We start from the raw sequence: 22,333 nt of genomic DNA, 5'->3' as shown, positions 1-22,333 counted from the left end.
TAAAGGGGATTAGCCTTGTTTTTTAACGAGTGCTTCGACGATGTTCGACGGAGCTTCGGCGTATTTGGAGAATTCCATGGAGTAGCTCGCGCGACCCTGAGACATGGAACGAACGTCGGTCGCATAACCGAACATCTCTCCGAGCGGTACTTCAGCACGAACGACGCGGCCGGAGACCGAATCATCCATACCCTGAACCAGACCACGACGACGGTTCAGGTCACCCATCACGTCACCCAGGTAGTCTTCCGGGGTTACAACTTCGACCTTCATGATCGGCTCGAGAACCACGCCGCCGCCCTTCTGGGCCAGCTGCTTGGTTGCCATCGAAGCAGCGATTTTGAACGCCATTTCGTTGGAGTCGACATCGTGGTACGAACCGTCGAATACCGTGGCCTTCAGGCCGATCAGAGGATAGCCGGCAACAACGCCGTTCTTCATCTGCTCTTCGATACCCTTCTGGATCGGGGCGATGAATTCCTTAGGAATCACACCACCAACGACTTCGTTGGAGAACACCAGACCTTCGGTGATGTTGCCTTTGTCGTCCTGATCTGGCTCCGAGAAACGGATCCAGCAGTGACCGAACTGACCACGACCACCCGACTGACGAACGAACTTGCCTTCGATTTCGACGTTGGACTTGGTGATCTTCTCGCGGTACGAAACCTGCGGCTTGCCGATGTTGGCCTCGACGTTGAACTCGCGCTTCATGCGGTCAACGAGGATGTCCAGGTGCAGCTCACCCATACCGGAGATGATGGTCTGGCCGGTTTCTTCGTCGGTCTTGACGCGGAACGAAGGGTCTTCCTGAGCCAGCTTGCCCAGTGCGATACCCATCTTTTCCTGGTCTTGCTTGGTCTTCGGCTCTACAGCTACCGAGATCACAGGCTCCGGGAAGTCCATACGCTCGAGGATGATCGGCTTGTCGGCGTTGCACAGGGTGTCACCGGTGGTGACGTCCTTCATGCCGATCAGAGCAGCGATGTCGCCTGCCAGTACTTCTTTGATTTCTTCACGCTGGTTGGCGTGCATCTGCACCATACGACCAACGCGCTCTTTCTTGCCTTTGACCGAGTTGATCACCGAGTCGCCGGACTGCAGCATACCCGAGTAAACACGGACGAAGGTCAGAGTACCAACGAACGGGTCGGTGGCAATCTTGAACGCCAGAGCCGAGAACGGCTCGTTGTCGTCGGCATGACGCTCGTCGTAGTCGGCCTCGACCAGCTCATCCTTCGGCTTCTCGATCAGGTCAGGGTGGATACCCTTGATCGCAGGAATCTCGGTAGGAGCAGGCAGGAAGTCGATGACGGCGTCGAGAACCAGGGGAACGCCCTTGTTCTTGAAGGACGAACCGCAGACAGCCGGAACGATCTCGCTGGCCAGGGTGCGCGCGCGCAGACCGGCTTTGATCTCTTCGACGGTCAGCTCTTCGCCTTCCAGGTACTTGTTCATCAGCTCTTCGCTGGACTCGGCAGCCGCTTCGACCATGTTCGCGCGCCATTTTTCGGCCAGCTCGAGCATGTCCGCAGGAATTTCTTCCTCACGGTAGGTGGTGCCTTTGTCGTCGTCGTTCCAGTAGATAGCCTTCATCTTGATCAGGTCGACCTGACCCTGGAAGTTATCTTCCGAACCGATGGCCAGCTGAACAGGAACCGGGGTGTGCCCCAGACGGTTCTTGATCTGACCAACAACGCGCAGGAAGTCGGCACCGGCACGGTCCATCTTGTTCACGTAAACAACACGTGGAACGCCGTACTTGTTGGCCTGACGCCATACGGTTTCGGACTGCGGCTCAACGCCGGAGGTACCGCAGAACACAACGACCGCGCCGTCGAGTACACGCAGCGAACGCTCTACTTCAATGGTGAAGTCAACGTGGCCGGGGGTATCGATGACGTTTACGCGGTAGTTGTCGTACTGACCAACGGAACCTTTCCAGAAGGTAGTAACGGCAGCGGAGGTAATGGTGATACCCCGCTCCTGCTCCTGCACCATCCAGTCGGTGGTCGCGGCGCCGTCATGCACCTCGCCCATCTTGTGGCTCAGACCTGTGTAGAACAGGATCCGCTCGGTAGTGGTGGTCTTGCCCGCGTCAACGTGGGCACAGATACCAATGTTACGGTAGCGGTTAATTGCTGTAGTACGAGCCATAAAGCCCTCGCAAAATGATTGATGCTTGAATTAGAAGCGGTAGTGCGAGAACGCTTTGTTGGCTTCAGCCATACGGTGAACGTCTTCACGCTTCTTGACTGCAGCACCCTTGCCTTCAGCAGCATCCAGCAGTTCGCCGGCCAGGCGCAGAGCCATCGACTTCTCGCCGCGCTTGCGGGCGTAGTCTACGAGCCAGCGCATTGCCAGAGCGTTACGACGGGATGGACGAACTTCAACCGGAACCTGGTAAGTGGCACCGCCGACACGACGGGACTTTACTTCGACCAGCGGAGCGATGGCGTCGAGAGCTTTCTCGAAGATTTCCAGGGGGTCGCTGTTCTTGCGCTCTTTGACCTTGTCCAGGGCACCGTAAACGATGCGCTCGGCCACGGCCTTCTTGCCGCTTTCCATCACGTGGTTCATGAACTTGGCGAGGATTTGGGATCCGTATTTAGGATCGTCCAGAATCTCACGTTTTGCTGCTACACGACGTCTTGGCATGATAAGCCCTCAAACGGTCTTCAGGTTAGCCCGGGACCTGGGTCTACGACCCCCGCCCGACCTTACTCTTATCGACTCAAAAAAATGGATGTGTGCAAACGGCCGATTACTTCGGACGCTTGGTACCGTACTTCGAACGACCCTGGTTACGGCCTTTGACGCCCGAAGTATCCAGAGAGCCGCGAACGGTGTGGTAACGAACACCTGGCAAGTCTTTTACACGGCCGCCACGGATCAGGACGACGCTGTGCTCTTGCAGGTTGTGGCCTTCACCGCCGATGTACGAGGAAACCTCGAAACCGTTGGTCAGACGCACACGGCATACTTTACGCAGTGCCGAGTTAGGTTTTTTCGGCGTGGTGGTGTACACACGGGTGCACACGCCACGACGTTGCGGGCAGTTCTGCAGCGCAGGAACGTCGGACTTCTCGACCGAACGCTTACGCGGCTGACGTACCAGCTGGTTGATAGTTGCCATCTACTAGCTCCACTGATTGTCTTGCGACTCTATTGTCTTGCAAGAAAGCCAAAAATTGACGAGACGGAGCCTCACCAAATTTAAGGGTACAAAAGTCTACGGAGGATCTTGCACCCAGTCAAGACGAGGCCCCGGCCCTCCTCGCCCGATCATCGGCAACATTGTGTGTCGTCGATGACCGTTCGAGGTTTGCCGGGGCCCTGCCCTGTACTTAGTTACCGCTGGAATTCAGCGCTTCGGTCAGTGCAGCTTCGACCTCACTGGCGCTCACACGCAGCGGTTTGTCGGCTTCACGGCGACGCTTGCGCTCGCTGTGGTAAGCCAGACCGGTACCGGCCGGGATCAGACGACCCACGACCACGTTCTCTTTCAGGCCGCGCAGGTAGTCGCGCTTGCCGGTTACAGCCGCTTCGGTCAGTACGCGGGTGGTTTCCTGGAAGGAAGCCGCGGAGATGAACGATTCGGTCGACAGCGACGCCTTGGTGATACCCAGCAGCACACGGGTGAACTTGGAGATGAACTTGTCATCGCCGGCGAGACGCTCGTTCTCCACCAGTACGTGGGTCAGTTCCATCTGGTCGCCCTTGATGAAGCTGGAATCACCCGACTCCGAGATCTCGACCTTGCGCAGCATCTGACGCAGGATGGTCTCGATGTGCTTGTCGTTGATCTTCACGCCTTGCAGACGGTAAACGTCCTGGATCTCGTTGACGATGTACTTCGCCAGCGCGCTCACACCCAGCAAACGCAGGATGTCGTGCGGATCGCTCGGGCCGTCGGAGATGACTTCGCCGCGGTTTACCTGTTCGCCTTCGAAGACGTTCAGGTGGCGCCACTTAGGAATCAGCTCTTCGTACGGATCGCTACCGTCGGTCGGAGTGATGACCAGACGGCGCTTGCCCTTGGTCTCTTTACCGAACGCGATGGTGCCGCTGACTTCAGCCAGAATCGAGGCTTCTTTCGGACGGCGTGCTTCGAACAAGTCGGCAACACGTGGCAGACCACCGGTGATGTCACGGGTTTTCGACGTTTCTTGCGGGATACGCGCAATTACGTCACCAACACCGATCTGTGCACCGTCAGCCACACCTACCAAGGCGTTGGCTGGCAGGAAGTACTGAGCAGGTACATCGGTACCTGGCAGGTACAGGTCCTTGCCATTGGCATCGACCATCTTGATAGCCGGACGGATTTCCTTGCCTGCGGCAGGGCGATCCTTGACGTCCAGCACTTCAATGTTGGTCAAACCAGTCAATTCGTCAGTCTGACGCTTGATGGTGATGTTTTCTTCCATGCCCACGAAGGTCACGGTACCTTTCAGCTCGGTAACGATCGGGTGGGTGTGCGGGTCCCACTTGGCGACGATGGCGCCAGCTTCGACCTTTTCACCTTCCTTGACCGAAATTACCGCACCGTAAGGCAGCTTGTAACGCTCACGCTCACGACCGAATTCGTCGGCGATGGCCAACTCGCCCGAACGCGATACGGCAACCAGGTTGCCATCGGCACGTACTACCTGCTTCAGGTTGTGCAGACGAACCATACCGCCGTTCTTCACCTGGACGCTGTCGGCAGCCGAGGTACGGCTTGCAGCACCACCGATGTGGAACGTACGCATGGTCAGCTGGGTACCCGGCTCACCGATCGACTGGGCAGCGATAACGCCGACAGCTTCACCGATGTTCACCTGGTGACCGCGAGCCAGGTCACGACCGTAGCACTTGGCGCAGATACCGAAGCGGGTTTCGCAGTTGATCGGCGAACGCACGATCACTTCGTCGATGCTGTTCAGCTCGATGAATTCGACCCACTGCTCATCAACCAGGGTACCGGCCGGAACGATAACGTCCTCGGTGCCTGGCTTGAACACGTCACGGGCGATGACACGACCCAGTACACGCTCACCCAGCGGCTCTACAACGTCGCCGCCTTCGATGTGCGGGGTCATCAACAGGCCATGGTCGGTGCCGCAGTCGATCTCGGTAACCACCAGATCCTGGGCAACGTCTACCAGACGACGAGTCAGGTAACCGGAGTTGGCGGTCTTCAGTGCGGTATCCGCCAGACCTTTACGAGCACCGTGAGTCGAGATGAAGTACTGAAGTACGCTCAAGCCTTCACGGAAGTTCGCGGTGATCGGCGTCTCGATGATGGAGCCGTCCGGCTTGGCCATCAGGCCACGCATACCGGCCAACTGACGGATCTGTGCTGCGGAACCACGGGCACCGGAGTCAGCCATCATGTACATCGAGTTGAAGGACTCTTGCTCGACTTCTTTGCCTTCGCGGTCGATGACCTTCTCTTTCGAGAGGTTGGCCATCATCGCCTTGGACACTTCGTCGTTCGCCTTCGACCACAAGTCGATGACCTTGTTGTACTTCTCGCCCTGTGTTACCAGGCCGGAGGCGTACTGGCTCTCGATTTCCTTCACTTCATCGGTGGCGCTGTTGATGATGCGGGCTTTTTCATCAGGGATGACGAAGTCATTCACACCGATGGAAACGCCGGAAATGGTCGAGTAGGCAAAGCCGGTGTACATCAGCTGGTCGGCGAAGATAACGGTCTCTTTCAGACCAACCACGCGGTAGCACTGGTTGATCAGCTTGGAGATCGCCTTTTTCTTCATCGGCTGGTTGACGACATCGTATGGCAGGCCTGCCGGTACAACCTGGAACAGCAGCGCACGGCCGACGGTGGTGTCGACGATACGGGTGTTCTTGGTCGAGGAACCATCACGGTCATTCACGGTTTCGTTGATACGAACCTTGATTTTCGCGTGCAGGGCAGCTTCGCCGGCGCGGAATACGCGGTCGACTTCCTGCAGGTCGGCGAACACGCGACCTTCGCCCTTGGCGTTGATGGCTTCACGGGTCATGTAGTACAGACCCAGTACCACGTCCTGCGAAGGAACGATGATTGGCTCACCGTTGGCTGGCGACAGGATGTTGTTGGTCGACATCATCAGCGCGCGCGCTTCAAGCTGGGCTTCCAGCGTCAGCGGCACGTGAACGGCCATCTGGTCACCGTCGAAGTCGGCGTTGTACGCGGCGCAGACCAGCGGGTGCAGCTGAATGGCCTTACCTTCGATCAGAACCGGTTCAAAGGCCTGGATACCCAGACGGTGCAGGGTCGGTGCACGGTTGAGCAGCACGGGGTGTTCGCGGATCACCTCGGCGAGCACGTCCCACACCTCTGGCAGCTCGCGCTCGACCATCTTCTTGGCAGCCTTGATGGTGGTCGCCAGACCACGCATTTCCAGCTTGCCGAAAATGAACGGTTTGAACAGCTCGAGGGCCATCTTCTTCGGCAGACCGCACTGGTGCAGACGCAGGGTCGGGCCTACGGTAATTACCGAACGGCCGGAGTAATCCACGCGCTTACCGAGCAAGTTCTGACGGAAGCGACCTTGCTTACCTTTGATCATGTCAGCCAGGGACTTCAGCGGACGCTTGTTCGAGCCAGTGATGGCGCGACCGCGACGGCCGTTGTCCAGCAGGGCGTCGACCGCTTCCTGCAGCATGCGCTTTTCGTTGCGCACGATGATGTCCGGCGCCGACAGATCGAGCAGGCGCTTCAGACGGTTGTTACGGTTGATCACCCGACGATACAGGTCGTTCAGGTCGGAGGTCGCGAAGCGGCCACCATCCAGCGGTACCAGCGGACGCAGGTCCGGCGGCAGCACTGGCAGGACGGTCAGGACCATCCACTCAGGCAGGTTGCCCGAGCCCTGGAAAGCTTCCATCAGCTTCAGGCGCTTGGACAGCTTCTTGATCTTGGTTTCCGAGTTGGTCTGCGGAATTTCTTCGCGCAGGCGACCAATCTCGTGCTCCAGGTCGATAGCGTGCAGCAGCTCGCGGACAGCTTCGGCACCCATGCGGGCATCAAAGTCGTCACCGAACTCTTCCAGCGCTTCGAAGTACTGCTCGTCGTTCAGCAGCTGGCCCTTTTCCAGGGTGGTCATGCCCGGATCGATAACGACGTAGCTCTCGAAGTAGAGCACGCGCTCGATGTCACGCAGGGTCATGTCCATCAGCAGGCCGATACGGGACGGCAGCGACTTCAGGAACCAGATGTGAGCAACCGGCGAGGCCAGTTCGATGTGCGCCATGCGCTCACGACGAACCTTGGCCAGGGCAACTTCAACGCCGCACTTCTCGCAGATCACGCCGCGGTGCTTGAGGCGCTTGTACTTGCCGCACAGGCACTCGTAGTCCTTGACTGGGCCAAAGATCTTGGCGCAGAACAGGCCGTCACGCTCTGGTTTGAACGTACGGTAGTTGATGGTTTCCGGCTTCTTGACTTCACCGAACGACCACGAACGGATCATTTCAGGTGACGCCAGACCGATGCGGATGGCGTCGAACTCTTCGACTTGACCCTGGTTTTTCAGCAAATTCAGTAGGTCTTTCAAGGCCTTTCCTCCTGGCGGAGCAGGGAGTGGGCATTACCGCCCCACTCCCCTTCGCGTCACGTGTTATTCGGTTTCCAGATCGATGTCGATACCGAGCGAACGGATCTCTTTGATCAACACGTTGAAGGACTCGGGCATGCCCGGCTCCATACGGTGATCGCCATCCACGATGTTCTTGTACATCTTGGTACGGCCGTTCACGTCGTCCGACTTCACTGTGAGCATTTCTTGCAGGGTGTATGCCGCGCCGTATGCTTCCAGCGCCCACACTTCCATCTCCCCGAAACGCTGACCACCGAACTGCGCCTTACCACCCAGCGGCTGCTGGGTAACCAGGCTGTAGGAACCAGTGGAACGCGCGTGCATCTTGTCGTCCACCAAGTGGTTCAGCTTGAGCATGTACATGTAACCAACGGTCACAGGACGCTCGAACTTGTTGCCGGTACGGCCATCGAACAGCACCATCTGGCCGCTCTCAGGCAGGTCAGCCAGCTTCAGCATGGCCTTGATCTCGCGCTCCTTGGCACCATCGAAGACCGGGGTAGCCATCGGCACGCCCTTCTTCAGGTTGTGCGCCAGGGCCAGGATCTCTTCGTCGGTGAACTCGTCGAGGTTTTCCTGACGACCGCCGATCTCGTTGTAGACCTCGGTCAGGAACACACGCAGCTCAGCGGCTTTGCGCTGCTCTTCGATCATGCGGTCGATCTTCTCGCCCAGACCTTTGGCCGCGAGGCCCAGGTGAGTTTCGAGGATCTGACCGACGTTCATACGCGAAGGTACGCCCAGCGGGTTCAGCACGACGTCGACCGGAGTACCGTTGGCATCGTGTGGCATGTCTTCAACCGGCATGATTACCGAGACGACACCCTTGTTACCGTGACGACCGGCCATCTTGTCACCCGGCTGGATGCGACGGCGGATTGCCAGGTAGACCTTGACGATCTTCAGTACGCCCGGTGCCAGGTCATCGCCCTGCTGCAGCTTGCGCTTCTTGTCTTCGAACTTGTCGTCCAGCAGACGGCGACGATCGACGATGTACTGTTGAGCCTTTTCCAGCTGCTCGTTCAGTGCATCTTCGGTCATGCGCAGTTTGAACCACTGGCCGTGCTCCAGACCGTCCAGCACTTCGTCAGTGACCACAGTGCCCTTCTTCAGGCCTGCGCCACCGTCGACCACCTGGCCGTTCAGGGCAGAACGCAGACGCTCGAAGGTTGCGCCTTCGACGATGCGGAACTCTTCGTTGAGGTCCTTGCGGATCTCGTCGAGCTGCATCTTCTCGATGGCCAGGGCGCGGCTGTCGCGTTCAACGCCATCACGGGTGAAGACCTGTACGTCGATGACAGTACCTTTGGTGCCGGTTGGCACGCGCAGGGAGGTGTCCTTAACGTCGCTGGCTTTTTCACCGAAGATCGCACGCAGCAGCTTCTCTTCCGGCGTCAGCTGGGTTTCGCCTTTTGGCGTGACCTTGCCGACCAGGATGTCGCCCGCGCCTACTTCGGCACCCACGTAGACGATACCGGCTTCGTCCAGCTTGTTCAGTGCGGCTTCACCCACGTTCGGGATGTCCGCAGTGATTTCCTCTGGGCCAAGCTTGGTGTCACGCGCCACACAGGTCAGTTCCTGGATGTGGATGGTGGTGAAGCGGTCTTCCTGAACCACACGCTCGGACAGGCAGATGGAGTCTTCGAAGTTGAAGCCGTTCCACGCCATGAACGCGATGCGCATGTTCTGGCCCAGTGCCAGTTCACCCATGTCGGTGGACGGGCCGTCGGCCATGATGTCGCCACGCTGAACCTTGTCACCTTTGCTCACCAGCGGACGCTGGTTGATGCAGGTGTTCTGGTTCGAACGGGTGTACTTGGTCAGGTTGTAGATATCTACACCTGCTTCACCGGTTTCCACTTCGTCGTCGGCAACGCGAACAACCACACGGCTGGCGTCGACCGAGTCGATCACACCACCGCGGCGAGCAACCACGCAGACACCGGAGTCACGGGCAACGTTGCGCTCCATGCCGGTACCTACCAGCGGCTTGTCGGCACGCAGGGTTGGTACAGCCTGACGCTGCATGTTCGAACCCATCAACGCACGGTTGGCGTCGTCGTGCTCAAGGAACGGAATCAGCGACGCTGCGACAGAAACAACCTGCTTCGGCGAAACGTCCATCAGGGTGACGTCTTCCGGCGCCTTGACGGTGAACTCGTTCAGGTGACGAACAGCTACCAGCTCATCGATCAGCTGCTTCTTCTCGTTCATCGCGGCCGAAGCCTGGGCGATGACGTGATCAGCTTCTTCAATGGCCGACAGGAACACGATGTCATCGCTGACCACGCCTTCCTTCACCACGCGGTACGGGCTTTCCAGGAAGCCGTACTGGTTGGTGCGGGCATAGGCTGCCAGGGAGTTGATCAGACCGATGTTCGGACCTTCAGGGGTCTCGATCGGGCACACGCGGCCATAGTGGGTCGGGTGTACGTCGCGGACTTCGAAGCCTGCACGCTCACGGGTCAGACCGCCCGGGCCGAGTGCGGAGACGCGGCGCTTGTGGGTGATCTCGGAGAGCGGGTTGTTCTGGTCCATGAACTGGGACAGCTGGCTCGAACCGAAGAACTCTTTCACCGCCGCCGCAACCGGCTTGGCGTTGATCAGGTCTTGCGGCATCAGGCCTTCGCTTTCTGCCATCGACAGACGTTCCTTGACCGCGCGCTCAACACGCACCAGGCCAACACGGAACTGGTTCTCGGCCATCTCGCCGACGCAGCGTACGCGACGGTTACCGAGGTGGTCGATGTCGTCGACGATGCCTTTGCCGTTACGGATATCGACCAGGGTCTTCAGAACCTCGACGATATCTTCCTTGCTCAGCACGCCCGAACCTTCGATCTCGGTACGACCGATACGACGGTTGAACTTCATGCGGCCGACGGCAGACAGGTCGTAACGCTCGGCGCTGAAGAACAGGTTGTTGAACAGGGTCTCGGCAGCATCCTTGGTTGGCGGCTCGCCAGGACGCATCATGCGGTAGATTTCGACCAGGGCTTCCAGCTGGTTGCTGGTGGTGTCGATCTTCAGCGTGTCGGAGATGAACGGACCGCAATCGATGTCGTTGGTGTACAGGGTCTCGATACGGACGACCTGAGCCTTGGCGATCTTGATCAGCAGATCGGTGGTCAGCTCGGTGTTGCACTCGGCCAGGATCTCGCCAGTCGCCGGGTGCACGATCGCCTTGGCGGTAGTGCGGCCCAGGACGTACTCCATCGGAACGTCCAGCTGCTTGACGCCAGCTTTCTCGATCTGGTTGATGTGGCGCGCGGTGATACGGCGGCCTTGCTCAACGATGACCTTGCCGGTTTCGTCATGGATGTCCATGACTGCAACTTCACCACGCAGACGCTGCGCCACCAGTTCCAGGCTGAGGCTCTCGCCGGAAATGTGGAAGATGTTGGTGGTGTAGAAGGTGTTCAGCACTTCTTCAGTGCTGTAACCCAGGGCACGCAGCAGTACCGAGGCCGGCAGTTTGCGGCGACGGTCGATACGCACGAACACGCAGTCTTTAGGGTCGAACTCGAAGTCCAGCCACGAACCGCGGTAAGGGATGATGCGAGCGGAGTACAGCAGCTTGCCGGAGCTGTGAGTCTTGCCACGGTCGTGGTCGAAGAACACACCAGGCGAACGGTGCAGCTGGGAAACGATCACACGCTCGGTACCGTTGATTACGAAGGTACCGTTCTCAGTCATCAGGGGGATTTCACCCATGTAGACTTCTTGCTCTTTGATGTCCTTGATCGCTTTGTTCGACGATTCCTTGTCGAAGATGATCAGGCGCACCTTGACCCGCAGTGGAACCGCGAAGGTCACGCCACGCAGGACACATTCCTTCACATCGAAGGCGGGTTCGCCCAGGCGATAGCCTACGTACTCCAAGGCAGCATTGCCGGAGTAGCTGATGATCGGGAATACCGATTTGAAGGCCGCGTGCAGGCCGACGTCGCGGAAGTGATCCTTGGATGCTCCCGCTTGCAGGAATTCGCGATACGAATCCAGCTGGATGGCCAGGAGGTAAGGCACATCCATAACGTCCGGCAACTTGCTAAAGTCCTTGCGGATACGTTTTTTCTCAGTGTATGAGTAAGCCATCAGCGTTCCCCAGCTTGGTCACCTGCTTGTTTGGCTTCTCCCGACGGGAGCAGCCAGAAAATCGTGCAAACCCCTTGGTTTGCGCCACCCACATGGGTGTCTTGCAGCTTGTTATCGGGGCCGGCCTGACCGGCCACCAATAACGGAAAAAGGCCGGTGGCATAAGCCACCAGCCATCAGCCCTTTGCTCAACGCTCAGGCTGGCATCGCAAGGTCGAGATTACTTCAGCTCGACTTTAGCGCCTGCTTCTTCCAGCTTCTTCTTGGCGTCTTCAGCGGCTTCTTTCGAAACGCCTTCAGCTACGACCTGAGGAGCGCCGTCGACTTTCTCTTTGGCTTCTTTCAGGCCCAGACCGGTCAGTTCGCGAACGGCTTTAATCACGTTCACTTTCTTCTCGCCAGCTTCCAGCAGAACAACGTTGAACTCGGTCTGCTCTTCAACAACGGCAGCAGCAGCAGCTGGGCCAGCAGCGGCAACAGCAGCGGTCACGCCGAAGGTTTCTTCCATAGCTTTGATCAGCTCAACAACTTCCAGAACGGTTTTCTGGCCGATTGCTTCGATGATTTGTTCGTTAGTCAGGGACATGACTTAAATCCTGTATTGGGGTGACAGCCTACGCAGCCATCAAATTAAACATATGATTTTGAAAGATTTTACGCTGCCTTAGGCAGCAGCAGCTTCTTTCTGGTCGCGAACGGCCGCCAGAGTACGAGCCAGCTTGCTGGTGGCGCCTTGAATCACGCTCATCAGACGTGCGATAGCTTCGTCACGGGTCGGCAAGGTAGCCAGTACATCGATCTGGTTGGCGGCAATGAAATTGCCGTCAAACGCAGCTGCCTTGATCTCGAACTTGTCGTGACCCTTGGCGAACTCTTTGAACAGACGAGCAGCAGCGCCCGGGTGTTCGTTGGAGAAAGCAATCAGGGTCGGGCCTTTGAACGCGTCGTTGAGGATCGAAAATTCGGTGCCTTCAACAGCGCGCTTGAGCAGGGTGTTACGTACGACACGTACGTATACGCCAGCTTCGCGAGCCTCTTTACGGAGTCCGGTCATTGCGCTTACAGTCACACCACGGGCATCAGCCACGACAGCGGACAGAGCGACTTTGGCAGCCTCGTTGACTTCAGCGACGATGGCCTTCTTGTCTTCGAGTTTAATTGCCACGGGTTTACTCCTGGTTTTTACCGTTTCATCTGGCCGAAGCCGGATGTCGTTTTGGTGTCTGATTCGCGAACGAATCGGGAGCACCATCTGCGTGGGCTGGTATTTTAAGGCTTGCGCCACCTACGGTCTTGGATAGCCCCCGCCAGGCAGGGACCCCAATTTTTGCTGGCGGCGCGACAGGTCGCGCCGCCATGTTCTTACACGTCCAGCGAGCTCTGATCGATGACCAGACCTGGGCCCATGGTGGTGCTCAGGGTAACGCGCTTGACGTAGATACCTTTCGAGGAAGCAGGCTTGATACGCTTCAGATCAGCGATCAGGGCTTCAACGTTTTCCTTCAGCTTGCCAGCTTCAAAGCCGATCTTGCCAACGGAGGTATGGATGATACCGTTCTTGTCGGTACGGTAGCGAACCTGACCAGCCTTGGCGTTTTTCACGGCAGTGGCTACGTCTGGGCTAACGGTACCAACTTTCGGGTTAGGCATCAGGCCGCGAGGACCCAGAACCTGACCCAGCTGACCTACAACGCGCATGGCATCAGGCGATGCGATGACGACGTCATAGTTCAGGTCGCCGGCTTTCATTTCGGCAGCCAGATCGTCCATACCTACACGGTCAGCGCCGGCAGCCAGAGCGGCCTCGGCAGCTGGACCCTGGGTGAAGACAGCAACGCGAACGGTCTTGCCAGTGCCGTGTGGCAGCACAGTAGCGCTACGTACGACCTGGTCGGATTTACGCGGGTCAACACCGAGGTTAACGGCGATGTCGTAGGACTCTACGAATTTGGCAGCCGGCAGCGAAGCCAGCAGAGTTGCCGCTTCTTCGAAGTTGTAGGCCTTGCCTGCTTCGATTTTCTCGGCGATTGCCTTTTGACGCTTGGTCAGCTTAGCCATTACACACCCTCCACGTTCAGGCCCATGCTGCGGGCAGAGCCAGCGATGGTGCGTACAGCAGCGTCCAGGTCAGCGGCAGTCAGATCAGCCTGTTTGGCCTTGGCGATATCTTCCAGCTGAGCACGGGTCACGGTACCGACTTTAACGGTGTTCGGACGAGCCGAACCACTGGTCAGGCCAGCAGCTTTCTTCAGCAGAACCGAGGCAGGGGTGCTCTTGGTCTCGAAGGTGAAGCTACGGTCGCTGTAGACAGTGATGATCACAGGAGTCGGCAGGCCGGCTTCTTGACCCTGAGTACGGGCGTTGAAGGCCTTGCAGAATTCCATGATGTTCACACCGTGTTGACCCAGTGCTGGACCAACGGGTGGGCTTGGGTTGGCCTGGCCGGCCTTAACTTGCAGCTTGATGTAAGCCTGAATCTTCTTAGCCATGAGCTACTCCAAAATCGGGTACGAACGCCTGATGGCTCCCCGGATGACTTGCGTTTTATCCCAGTGACGACAAAACCCCGCAGCACACAGGGCTGCGGGGTATGGGATGCTTCGTCCGCCTAGACCTTTTCGACCTGGCTGAACTCGAGCTCCACCGGAGTAGAGCGACCGAAAATGAGCACCGCAACCTGCAGGCGGCTCTTTTCGTAGTTAACCTCTTCGACACTACCGTTGAAGTCAGCGAACGGACCGTCAACGACTCGAACCACTTCACCTGGTTCGAACAGCGTCTTGGGCTTCGGCTTGTCGCTACCGTCGGCAACGCGACGCAGGATAGCCTCGGCTTCTTTATCGGTGATTGGCGCAGGCTTGTCTGCAGTACCACCAATAAAGCCCATCACACGAGGAGTATCCTTGACCAAGTGCCAAGTCCCTTCGTTCATCTCCATCTGGACCAGTACATAGCCAGGGAAGAATTTACGCTCACTCTTGCGCTTCTGGCCGTTGCGCATTTCGACGACTTCTTCGGTCGGAACCAAGATCTCGCCGAAACCGTCTTCCATGCCAGCCAGCTTGACGCGCTCAATCAGGGAGCGCATTACATGCTTCTCGTAACCCGAGTAAGCATGCACAACATACCAACGCTTAGCCACGGGACACCTTTAGCCAACGATCAGGGAGACCGCCCAGCCGAGCAGGGAATCGAGACCCCACAACAGCAGTGCCATAACCAGCACGACAGCCACGACAATCAGCGTGGTCTGGGTGGTTTCCTGGCGGGTCGGCCACACGACTTTACGGATCTCGGTACGAGCTTCCTTCGCCAACGTAAAGAACGACTTGCCCTTCGCAGTCTGCAGAGCTACAAAGCCCGCGACAGCGGCCAGGACGAGAAGTGCGAGAACGCGGTACAGGATAGGAGAGGCGGAGTAGTATTGATTACCCACTACACCAACAACCACCAAAGCCACTACAGCCAGCCACTTGAACAGATCAAAACGCGATTCTTGGGCTTCAGTTTTGGGGGTCATCGAGGAGGATCCTGTAAGAAGAAAGCCATCACACCGAGGTGAAATGGCAGGTCAGGAGGGAATCGAACCCCCAACCTACGGTTTTGGAGACCGTCGCTCTGCCAATTGAGCTACTGACCTGTAACGCTGTATCAGGCCGGCCATTATACCGGCCTGATCAAGTAAATCAACTACTTATTCAATAATTTTTGCTACGACGCCGGCGCCGACGGTACGACCGCCTTCACGGATAGCGAAGCGCAGACCGTCTTCCATTGCGATGGTCTTGATCAGGGTGACAACCATTTGGATGTTGTCGCCTGGCATTACCATTTCAACGCCTTCCGGCAGTTCGCAGTTACCGGTCACGTCAGTGGTACGGAAGTAGAACTGAGGACGGTAGCCTTTGAAGAACGGCGTGTGACGACCGCCCTCTTCCTTCGACAGGACGTAGACTTCTGCAGTGAACTTGGTGTGCGGCTTGACCGAACCTGGCTTGACCAGAACCTGACCACGCTCAACGTCGTCACGCTTGGTACCACGCAGCAGAACGCCGCAGTTTTCGCCAGCACGACCTTCGTCCAGCAGCTTGCGGAACATCTCAACACCGGTGCAGGTGGTGGTGGTGGTGTCACGCAGACCAACGATTTCCAGCGGATCCTGAACGCGGACGATACCACGCTCGATACGACCGGTAACAACGGTACCACGACCCGAGATCGAGAATACGTCTTCGATCGGCATCAGGAACGGCTGATCGATAGCACGAACTGGCTCCGGGATGTAGCTATCCAGAGTTTCTACCAGCTTCTTGACAGCGGTAGTGCCCATTTCGTTGTCGTCTTTGCCTTCCAGGGCCATACGAGCCGAACCGATGATGATCGGGGTGTCGTCGCCTGGGAAGTCGTAGGTGGACAGCAGGTCGCGAACTTCCATCTCGACCAGCTCCAGCAGCTCAGCGTCATCTACCAGGTCAGCCTTGTTCAGGAAGACCACGATGTACGGAACGCCAACCTGACGGGACAGCAGGATGTGCTCACGGGTTTGTGGCATCGGACCATCGGCGGCCGAGCAAACCAGGATCGCGCCATCCATCTGGGCAGCACCGGTGATCATGTTCTTCACGTAGTCAGCGTGACCTGGGCAGTCGACGTGAGCGTAGTGACGAATGGTCGAGTTGTATTCGACGTGAGCGGTGTTGATGGTGATACCGCGCGCTTTTTCTTCCGGAGCCGAGTCGATCTTGTCGAACTCAACGATTGCCGAACCGAAAACTTCGGAGCAAACGCGAGTCAGAGCTGCGGTCAGAGTGGTCTTACCGTGGTCAACGTGGCCGATAGTGCCGACGTTAACGTGGGGAAGGGAACGATCAAACTTTTCCTTAGCCATCGATACAATCCTCCGCAGAAGAAATAGTCTTGCGCTGATAAAACAAAGGCAGATATTTTCATATCTGCCTTGTTTGTATGGAGCTCTTGAGCGGATTTGAACCGCTGACCTCACCCTTACCAAGGGTGTGCTCTACCAACTGAGCTACAAGAGCGAAACACTTTGTGCAAAATCCGGCAAACTTGGAGCGGGTAGCGGGAATCGAACCCGCATCATCAGCTTGGAAGGCTGAGGTTCTACCACTAAACTATACCCGCGGAGCTTGCGGCTCTCGCTAAAACTGGTGGAGGGAGAAGGATTCGAACCTTCGAAGCTCTCGCAACGGATTTACAGTCCGTCCCCTTTGGCCGCTCGGGAATCCCTCCAGATGTGGCCGGCATTCTATTTGTCTGCCGTCCTAGTGTCAAGCGTTTTTTCAAATTTTTTCAATCAAATCTGAAACTTAGCTGCTTTGACACCGCTTCCAGTTCTGCCACCTGAGTGGTGTTCCCTGTGAAGCGGGCGCCATTCTATCAAGCTATTCGCCAGTTGCAATACCCTGGCAGAAAATAATTTTGTGTTTTAAGTCTTTGAAATCATTGGAAAGAGCTGAGAGCACCGTTTGGTCCAGCAAACGCTCGCTTTCTGCGGCAACCTTGAGCCAGCGACCCTCCGCGCCAGGCAACTGCCCCAGCACCGGCAAGGCAGTGATATCCAGGCTCAGCAGGCGCTGACGCAGGGCCTCGAGCTGCCCCTGCCCCAAATCGCCGCCGACTACCAGGCATTCGTCACGGCGCTTGGCAGGTGCAGACGCACCCGTTTCTCGCAGCAGGCGAATTTCTTGCTGATTCCCCTTGTACAGCGACAGCGGGGCGACTTCCTTGACCTTCAGCGGGGCTTCCTGCTGATGCCACACGTAATAACAGACGTTAAGCACCACCAACAACAGAAACAACCAACGCATAGGCACCTCAATTCAGTGGGCAGGCCATGGCCAGGCCAACAAAAACCAAGTCAGGTACAACACGCGCTTGCGGCAGAGCCTCCCTGACCAGTGGCGCATCACCGCCGGTGAGGAACACCGTGAATTGTTCACCCCATAGCGCACGCGCCTGCTCAAGCTGAGTGCGCGCAAAACCCTGCAGCATCAATACACAACCGCGCTCCACCGCCTCTACAGTCGAACGACCTGGTGACAAGCTGGTCAACGCTCGCTCCGCGGAGGCATCGTCGTAGCGGATACGCCGGGTGTGAGTACGCAACTGGCTGCGCATCAATGGCATACCCGGGCAGATGTAGCCGCCCAGATGCTCGCCGTTCGCCGCAACGAAATCCGCCTTGGCAGCCGTACCCAGGTCGATGATCAGGCACGCGCCTTTGGCCAGGTGAAATGCACCCAATGCCGCAAGCCACCGATCCATGCCCAGACGCTGATAATCGTCATAGCCATTATGCACCCCGGCCATTTCCTGAGCAGGCTGCGCCACGCGCGCGTGCACGGCAAACGCCTGCGCGATCAGCGCGCACAGGGCTGCGGTTTCCTCTTCGCTGCGGACACTGACAATACGGCAGCCGGTAAGGCATAGCGAAGCGAGCGCAGCGACTTCCGCCAATAGCGCCTGATCGGAATCGACAATGCCACCGCCTTCAATCACTGCATCAGCGGCATGGATAACCCGCCACTTGATGAAGCTGTTACCGCAATCGAGCTCAAGAATCATCACGCAACCTCAAACTGAGCTCACCACCGCTGAAGCTCTTTTCTACCCCGTCCACTGCAAGGCGCAAACCACCCTGCCCGTCGACGCCAAGAACCTTGCCATCAATATGCGTAGTACCGGCAACCAGCGAGACATTACGCCCCTGCCAGAGATGTGCCTGCTCCCACTCTTCCTGGAATGCGGCAAACCCATAGCGACGATGACGGGCCAATTCGTGCTGCAATTGCTGACTGAGCGATGCAACCAGACGGTTTCGGTCGATTGCCGTACCCACCTCGCGTCGCATCGAGGTCCACTGCTGATCGACCTGGTCGTTGGCCTGCATGTTCACGTTGATGCCAATTCCCAGCACCACATGGCAGACATCGGCGGGATCACCCACCAGTTCCAGCAGAATACCGGTAATCTTCTGCCTGCCAACCAGCACATCATTAGGCCATTTGAGCCCTGCACCCTTCACACCGAACGCCTGCAGGGTGCGCATTACCGCCAGCCCCACCACCAGGCTCAAGCCTTCCAGCTGGCGCATGCCGCCATCAACCCGCAGCACCAGGCTGTAATAAAGATTTTCCGCGAAGGGGCTGACCCATTGCCGGCCACGCCGACCGCGCCCGGCACTCTGGCGCTCAGCCAAGACCAGGAACGGAGCCGCCTGCCCCTCACCGGCGAGCCGCAGGCCCTCGGCGTTGGTCGAATCGATGCTTTCGTAGATGAAGACAGGCCACTGTTCGCCCTCGGCGAAATCAGCGATTGCCTGCGCTTCGAGCAATGCGAGTGGCGCCGCCAGCTGATAGCCACGACCACGAACCTTGTGAATGGTGAGGTTCAGCTCACTTTCCAGATGCTGCAGCTGCTTCCAAACGGCGCTGCGACTCACCCCGAGGGCTGCCCCCAAGGCTTCTCCGGAATGGAACCGGCCATCCTTGAGGAGATTCAACAACTTCAGCATGCCAGTCTCGACTTGGAATAAGGCAGGCATGATAGCCACGGGCTGCTGGCTTGCATAGGAAAAGGGCCGGCAAAACAAGGGCAAACGACCTATGTGGTCCTGGATTTTTGCCCACAAAGACAAAACCCCTACCTGCATGCGCAGATAGGGGTTTTGCGAAATGAATCTTGACGATGACCTACTCTCACATGGGGAGACCCCACACTACCATCGGCGATGCATCGTTTCACTACTGAGTTCGGGATGGGATCAGGTGGTTCCAATGCTCTATGGTCGTCAAGAAATTCTGTAGCCAGAATGTCCAGATGGACAGCCCAGCAAATTCGGATATGTGATGTTTGTGATGCTTTGTGAACAGTGCGAACTCTCGGTTCGTGTCATCTTCACCACCGCAATCTGCATGAGCAAATTGCTTGGGTGTTATATGGTCAAGCCTCACGGGCAATTAGTATTGGTTAGCTCAACGCCTCACAGCGCTTACACACCCAACCTATCAACGTCGTAGTCTTCGACGGCCCTTCAGGGGATTCTAGATCCCAGTGAGATCTCATCTTGAGGCAAGTTTCCCGCTTAGATGCTTTCAGCGGTTATCTCTTCCGAACATAGCTACCCGGCAATGCCACTGGCGTGACAACCGGAACACCAGAGGTTCGTCCACTCCGGTCCTCTCGTACTAGGAGCAGCCCCTCTCAAATCTCAAACGTCCACGGCAGATAGGGACCGAACTGTCTCACGACGTTCTAAACCCAGCTCGCGTACCACTTTAAATGGCGAACAGCCATACCCTTGGGACCGGCTTCAGCCCCAGGATGTGATGAGCCGACATCGAGGTGCCAAACACCGCCGTCGATATGAACTCTTGGGCGGTATCAGCCTGTTATCCCCGGAGTACCTTTTATCCGTTGAGCGATGGCCCTTCCATACAGAACCACCGGATCACTAAGACCTACTTTCGTACCTGCTCGACGTGTGTGTCTCGCAGTCAAGCGCGCTTTTGCCTTTATACTCTACGACCGATTTCCGACCGGTCTGAGCGCACCTTCGTACTCCTCCGTTACTCTTTGGGAGGAGACCGCCCCAGTCAAACTACCCACCATACACTGTCCTCGATCCGGATAACGGACCTGAGTTAGAACCTCAAAGTTGCCAGGGTGGTATTTCAAGGATGGCTCCATGAGAACTGGCGTCCCCACTTCAAAGCCTCCCACCTATCCTACACAAGCAAATTCAAAGTCCAGTGCAAAGCTATAGTAAAGGTTCACGGGGTCTTTCCGTCTAGCCGCGGATACACTGCATCTTCACAGCGATTTCAATTTCACTGAGTCTCGGGTGGAGACAGCGCCGCCATCGTTACGCCATTCGTGCAGGTCGGAACTTACCCGACAAGGAATTTCGCTACCTTAGGACCGTTATAGTTACGGCCGCCGTTTACCGGGGCTTCGATCAAGAGCTTCGCTTGCGCTAACCCCATCAATTAACCTTCCGGCACCGGGCAGGCGTCACACCCTATACGTCCACTTTCGTGTTTGCAGAGTGCTGTGTTTTTAATAAACAGTCGCAGCGGCCTGGTATCTTCGACCGGCATGGGCTTACGGAGCAAGTCCTTGACCCTCGCCGGCGCACCTTCTCCCGAAGTTACGGTGCCATTTTGCCTAGTTCCTTCACCCGAGTTCTCTCAAGCGCCTTGGTATTCTCTACCTAACCACCTGTGTCGGTTTGGGGTACGGTTCCCAGTTATCTGAAGCTTAGGAGCTTTTCTTGGAAGCATGGTATCAACCACTTCGTCGCCTAAAGGCAACTCGTCATCAGCTCTCGGCCTTGAAATCCCGGATTTGCCTAAGATTTCAGCCTACCACCTTAAACCTGGACAACCAACGCCAGGCTGGCCTAACCTTCTCCGTCCCTCCATCGCAATAACTGGAAGTACAGGAATATTAACCTGTTTTCCATCGACTACGCTTTTCAGCCTCGCCTTAGGGACCGACTAACCCTGCGTCGATTAACGTTGCGCAGGAAACCTTGGTCTTTCGGCGTGCGAGTTTTTCACTCGCATTGTCGTTACTCATGTCAGCATTCGCACTTCTGATACCTCCAGCAAGCTTCTCAACTCACCTTCACAGGCTTACAGAACGCTCCTCTACCGCATCATCATAAGATGATACCCGTAGCTTCGGTGCATGGTTTGAGCCCCGTTACATCTTCCGCGCAGGCCGACTCGACTAGTGAGCTATTACGCTTTCTTTAAAGGGTGGCTGCTTCTAAGCCAACCTCCTAGCTGTCTAAGCCTTCCCACATCGTTTCCCACTTAACCATGACTTTGGGACCTTAGCTGACGGTCTGGGTTGTTTCCCTTTTCACGACGGACGTTAGCACCCGCCGTGTGTCTCCCATGCTCGGCACTTGTAGGTATTCGGAGTTTGCATCGGTTTGGTAAGTCGGGATGACCCCCTAGCCGAAACAGTGCTCTACCCCCTACAGTGATACATGAGGCGCTACCTAAATAGCTTTCGAGGAGAACCAGCTATCTCCGAGCTTGATTAGCCTTTCACTCCGATCCACAGGTCATCCGCTAACTTTTCAACGGTAGTCGGTTCGGTCCTCCAGTCAGTGTTACCTAACCTTCAACCTGCCCATGGATAGATCGCCCGGTTTCGGGTCTATACCCAGCGACTAAACGCCCTATTAAGACTCGCTTTCGCTACGCCTCCCCTATTCGGTTAAGCTCGCCACTGAATATAAGTCGCTGACCCATTATACAAAAGGTACGCAGTCACCTAACAAGTAGGCTCCCACTGCTTGTACGCATACGGTTTCAGGATCTATTTCACTCCCCTCTCCGGGGTTCTTTTCGCCTTTCCCTCACGGTACTGGTTCACTATCGGTCAGTCAGTAGTATTTAGCCTTGGAGGATGGTCCCCCCATATTCAGACAAAGTTTCTCGTGCTCCGTCCTACTCGATTTCATTGATAAGAGATTTTCGTGTACGGGGCTATCACCCACTATGGCCGCACTTTCCAGAGCGTTCCACTAATCTCAAACCAACTTAAGGGCTGGTCCCCGTTCGCTCGCCACTACTAAGGGAATCTCGGTTGATTTCTATTCCTCAGGGTAC

15 protein-coding genes, 4 tRNA genes and 2 rRNA genes (1 of these 21 cut by a window edge) are annotated in these 22,333 nt (G+C 56.9%); all 21 read right to left on the bottom strand.

The annotated features are described in order from the left end of the window. Positions 1–9: 9 nt before the first annotated feature. Positions 10–2,157, bottom strand: a complete 2,148-nt coding sequence (fusA, locus tag AC5O5I_RS02260) for an elongation factor G (protein WP_172285392.1) — start codon at positions 2,155–2,157, stop codon at positions 10–12. 30 nt (positions 2,158–2,187) lie between these two features. Then, entirely contained in the window at positions 2,188–2,658 is a 471-nt protein-coding gene (gene rpsG, locus AC5O5I_RS02255) for a 30S ribosomal protein S7 (protein WP_008089143.1), read from the bottom strand. Between the two features lie 106 nt (positions 2,659–2,764). After that, a complete protein-coding gene (gene rpsL, locus AC5O5I_RS02250; protein WP_003255492.1) occupies positions 2,765–3,136 on the bottom strand; it encodes a 30S ribosomal protein S12 in 372 nt (123 codons plus the stop codon). 211 nt (positions 3,137–3,347) lie between these two features. Further along, positions 3,348–7,547 (bottom strand): DNA-directed RNA polymerase subunit beta', encoded by a 4,200-nt coding sequence (gene rpoC, locus AC5O5I_RS02245; protein WP_172221119.1) that lies wholly within the window; start codon positions 7,545–7,547, stop codon positions 3,348–3,350. Between the two features lie 63 nt (positions 7,548–7,610). Continuing rightward, positions 7,611–11,684 (bottom strand): DNA-directed RNA polymerase subunit beta, encoded by a 4,074-nt coding sequence (gene rpoB / locus AC5O5I_RS02240; RefSeq protein WP_494512012.1) that lies wholly within the window; start codon positions 11,682–11,684, stop codon positions 7,611–7,613. A 220-nt stretch (positions 11,685–11,904) separates the two neighbouring features. After that, positions 11,905–12,270, bottom strand: a complete 366-nt coding sequence (gene rplL / locus AC5O5I_RS02235; protein ID WP_033703494.1) for a 50S ribosomal protein L7/L12 — start codon at positions 12,268–12,270, stop codon at positions 11,905–11,907. Between the two features lie 78 nt (positions 12,271–12,348). After that, complete coding sequence (gene rplJ, locus AC5O5I_RS02230; RefSeq protein WP_172221114.1) at positions 12,349–12,849, bottom strand: 50S ribosomal protein L10; 501 nt, start codon at positions 12,847–12,849, stop codon at positions 12,349–12,351. Between the two features lie 197 nt (positions 12,850–13,046). Next, the gene (gene rplA, locus AC5O5I_RS02225) at positions 13,047–13,742 is read right to left on the bottom strand and encodes a 50S ribosomal protein L1 (RefSeq protein WP_172221111.1); all 696 of its coding nucleotides are present in this window, start codon (positions 13,740–13,742) and stop codon (positions 13,047–13,049) included. Further along, positions 13,742–14,173: a 50S ribosomal protein L11 gene (gene rplK / locus AC5O5I_RS02220; protein WP_003255500.1), complete on the bottom strand. Its 432-nt coding sequence runs from the start codon at positions 14,171–14,173 to the stop codon at positions 13,742–13,744. Before rplK ends, rplA begins: the two co-directional genes overlap by 1 nt. A gap of 119 nt (positions 14,174–14,292) precedes the next feature. Beyond that, entirely contained in the window at positions 14,293–14,826 is a 534-nt protein-coding gene (nusG, locus tag AC5O5I_RS02215; RefSeq protein WP_043199430.1) for a transcription termination/antitermination protein NusG, read from the bottom strand. A gap of 9 nt (positions 14,827–14,835) precedes the next feature. Then, complete coding sequence (secE, locus tag AC5O5I_RS02210) at positions 14,836–15,204, bottom strand: preprotein translocase subunit SecE (RefSeq protein WP_112249307.1); 369 nt, start codon at positions 15,202–15,204, stop codon at positions 14,836–14,838. A 44-nt stretch (positions 15,205–15,248) separates the two neighbouring features. Next, positions 15,249–15,324 (bottom strand) — tRNA-Trp (locus AC5O5I_RS02205). 54 nt (positions 15,325–15,378) lie between these two features. Further along, entirely contained in the window at positions 15,379–16,572 is a 1,194-nt protein-coding gene (gene tuf / locus AC5O5I_RS02200; protein WP_172221108.1) for an elongation factor Tu, read from the bottom strand. A 78-nt stretch (positions 16,573–16,650) separates the two neighbouring features. Next, positions 16,651–16,726 (bottom strand) — tRNA-Thr (locus AC5O5I_RS02195). 29 nt (positions 16,727–16,755) lie between these two features. Continuing rightward, positions 16,756–16,829: transfer RNA gene (locus tag AC5O5I_RS02190), tRNA-Gly, on the bottom strand. 24 nt (positions 16,830–16,853) lie between these two features. Further along, positions 16,854–16,937, bottom strand: a tRNA-Tyr gene (locus tag AC5O5I_RS02185). Positions 16,938–17,089: 152 nt separating this feature from the next. Beyond that, positions 17,090–17,515, bottom strand: a complete 426-nt coding sequence (locus AC5O5I_RS02180; protein ID WP_172221105.1) for a hypothetical protein — start codon at positions 17,513–17,515, stop codon at positions 17,090–17,092. A gap of 7 nt (positions 17,516–17,522) precedes the next feature. Then, positions 17,523–18,272 carry a pantothenate kinase gene (locus AC5O5I_RS02175; RefSeq protein ID WP_172221102.1) on the bottom strand — a complete coding sequence of 250 codons (750 nt, stop codon included), beginning with the start codon at positions 18,270–18,272 and terminating at the stop codon, positions 17,523–17,525. After that, positions 18,262–19,221: a bifunctional biotin--[acetyl-CoA-carboxylase] ligase/biotin operon repressor BirA gene (gene birA, locus AC5O5I_RS02170; protein ID WP_172285393.1), complete on the bottom strand. Its 960-nt coding sequence runs from the start codon at positions 19,219–19,221 to the stop codon at positions 18,262–18,264. Before birA ends, AC5O5I_RS02175 begins: the two co-directional genes overlap by 11 nt. A gap of 165 nt (positions 19,222–19,386) precedes the next feature. After that, positions 19,387–19,502 (bottom strand): 5S ribosomal RNA (gene rrf / locus AC5O5I_RS02165). A 143-nt stretch (positions 19,503–19,645) separates the two neighbouring features. Then, positions 19,646–22,333, bottom strand: a 23S ribosomal RNA gene (locus tag AC5O5I_RS02160) (it continues 204 nt past the right edge of the window).

This window comes from Pseudomonas sp. 9_2_1, assembly GCF_059295275.1.
This window is presented reverse-complemented; position numbering and strand designations above follow the sequence as displayed.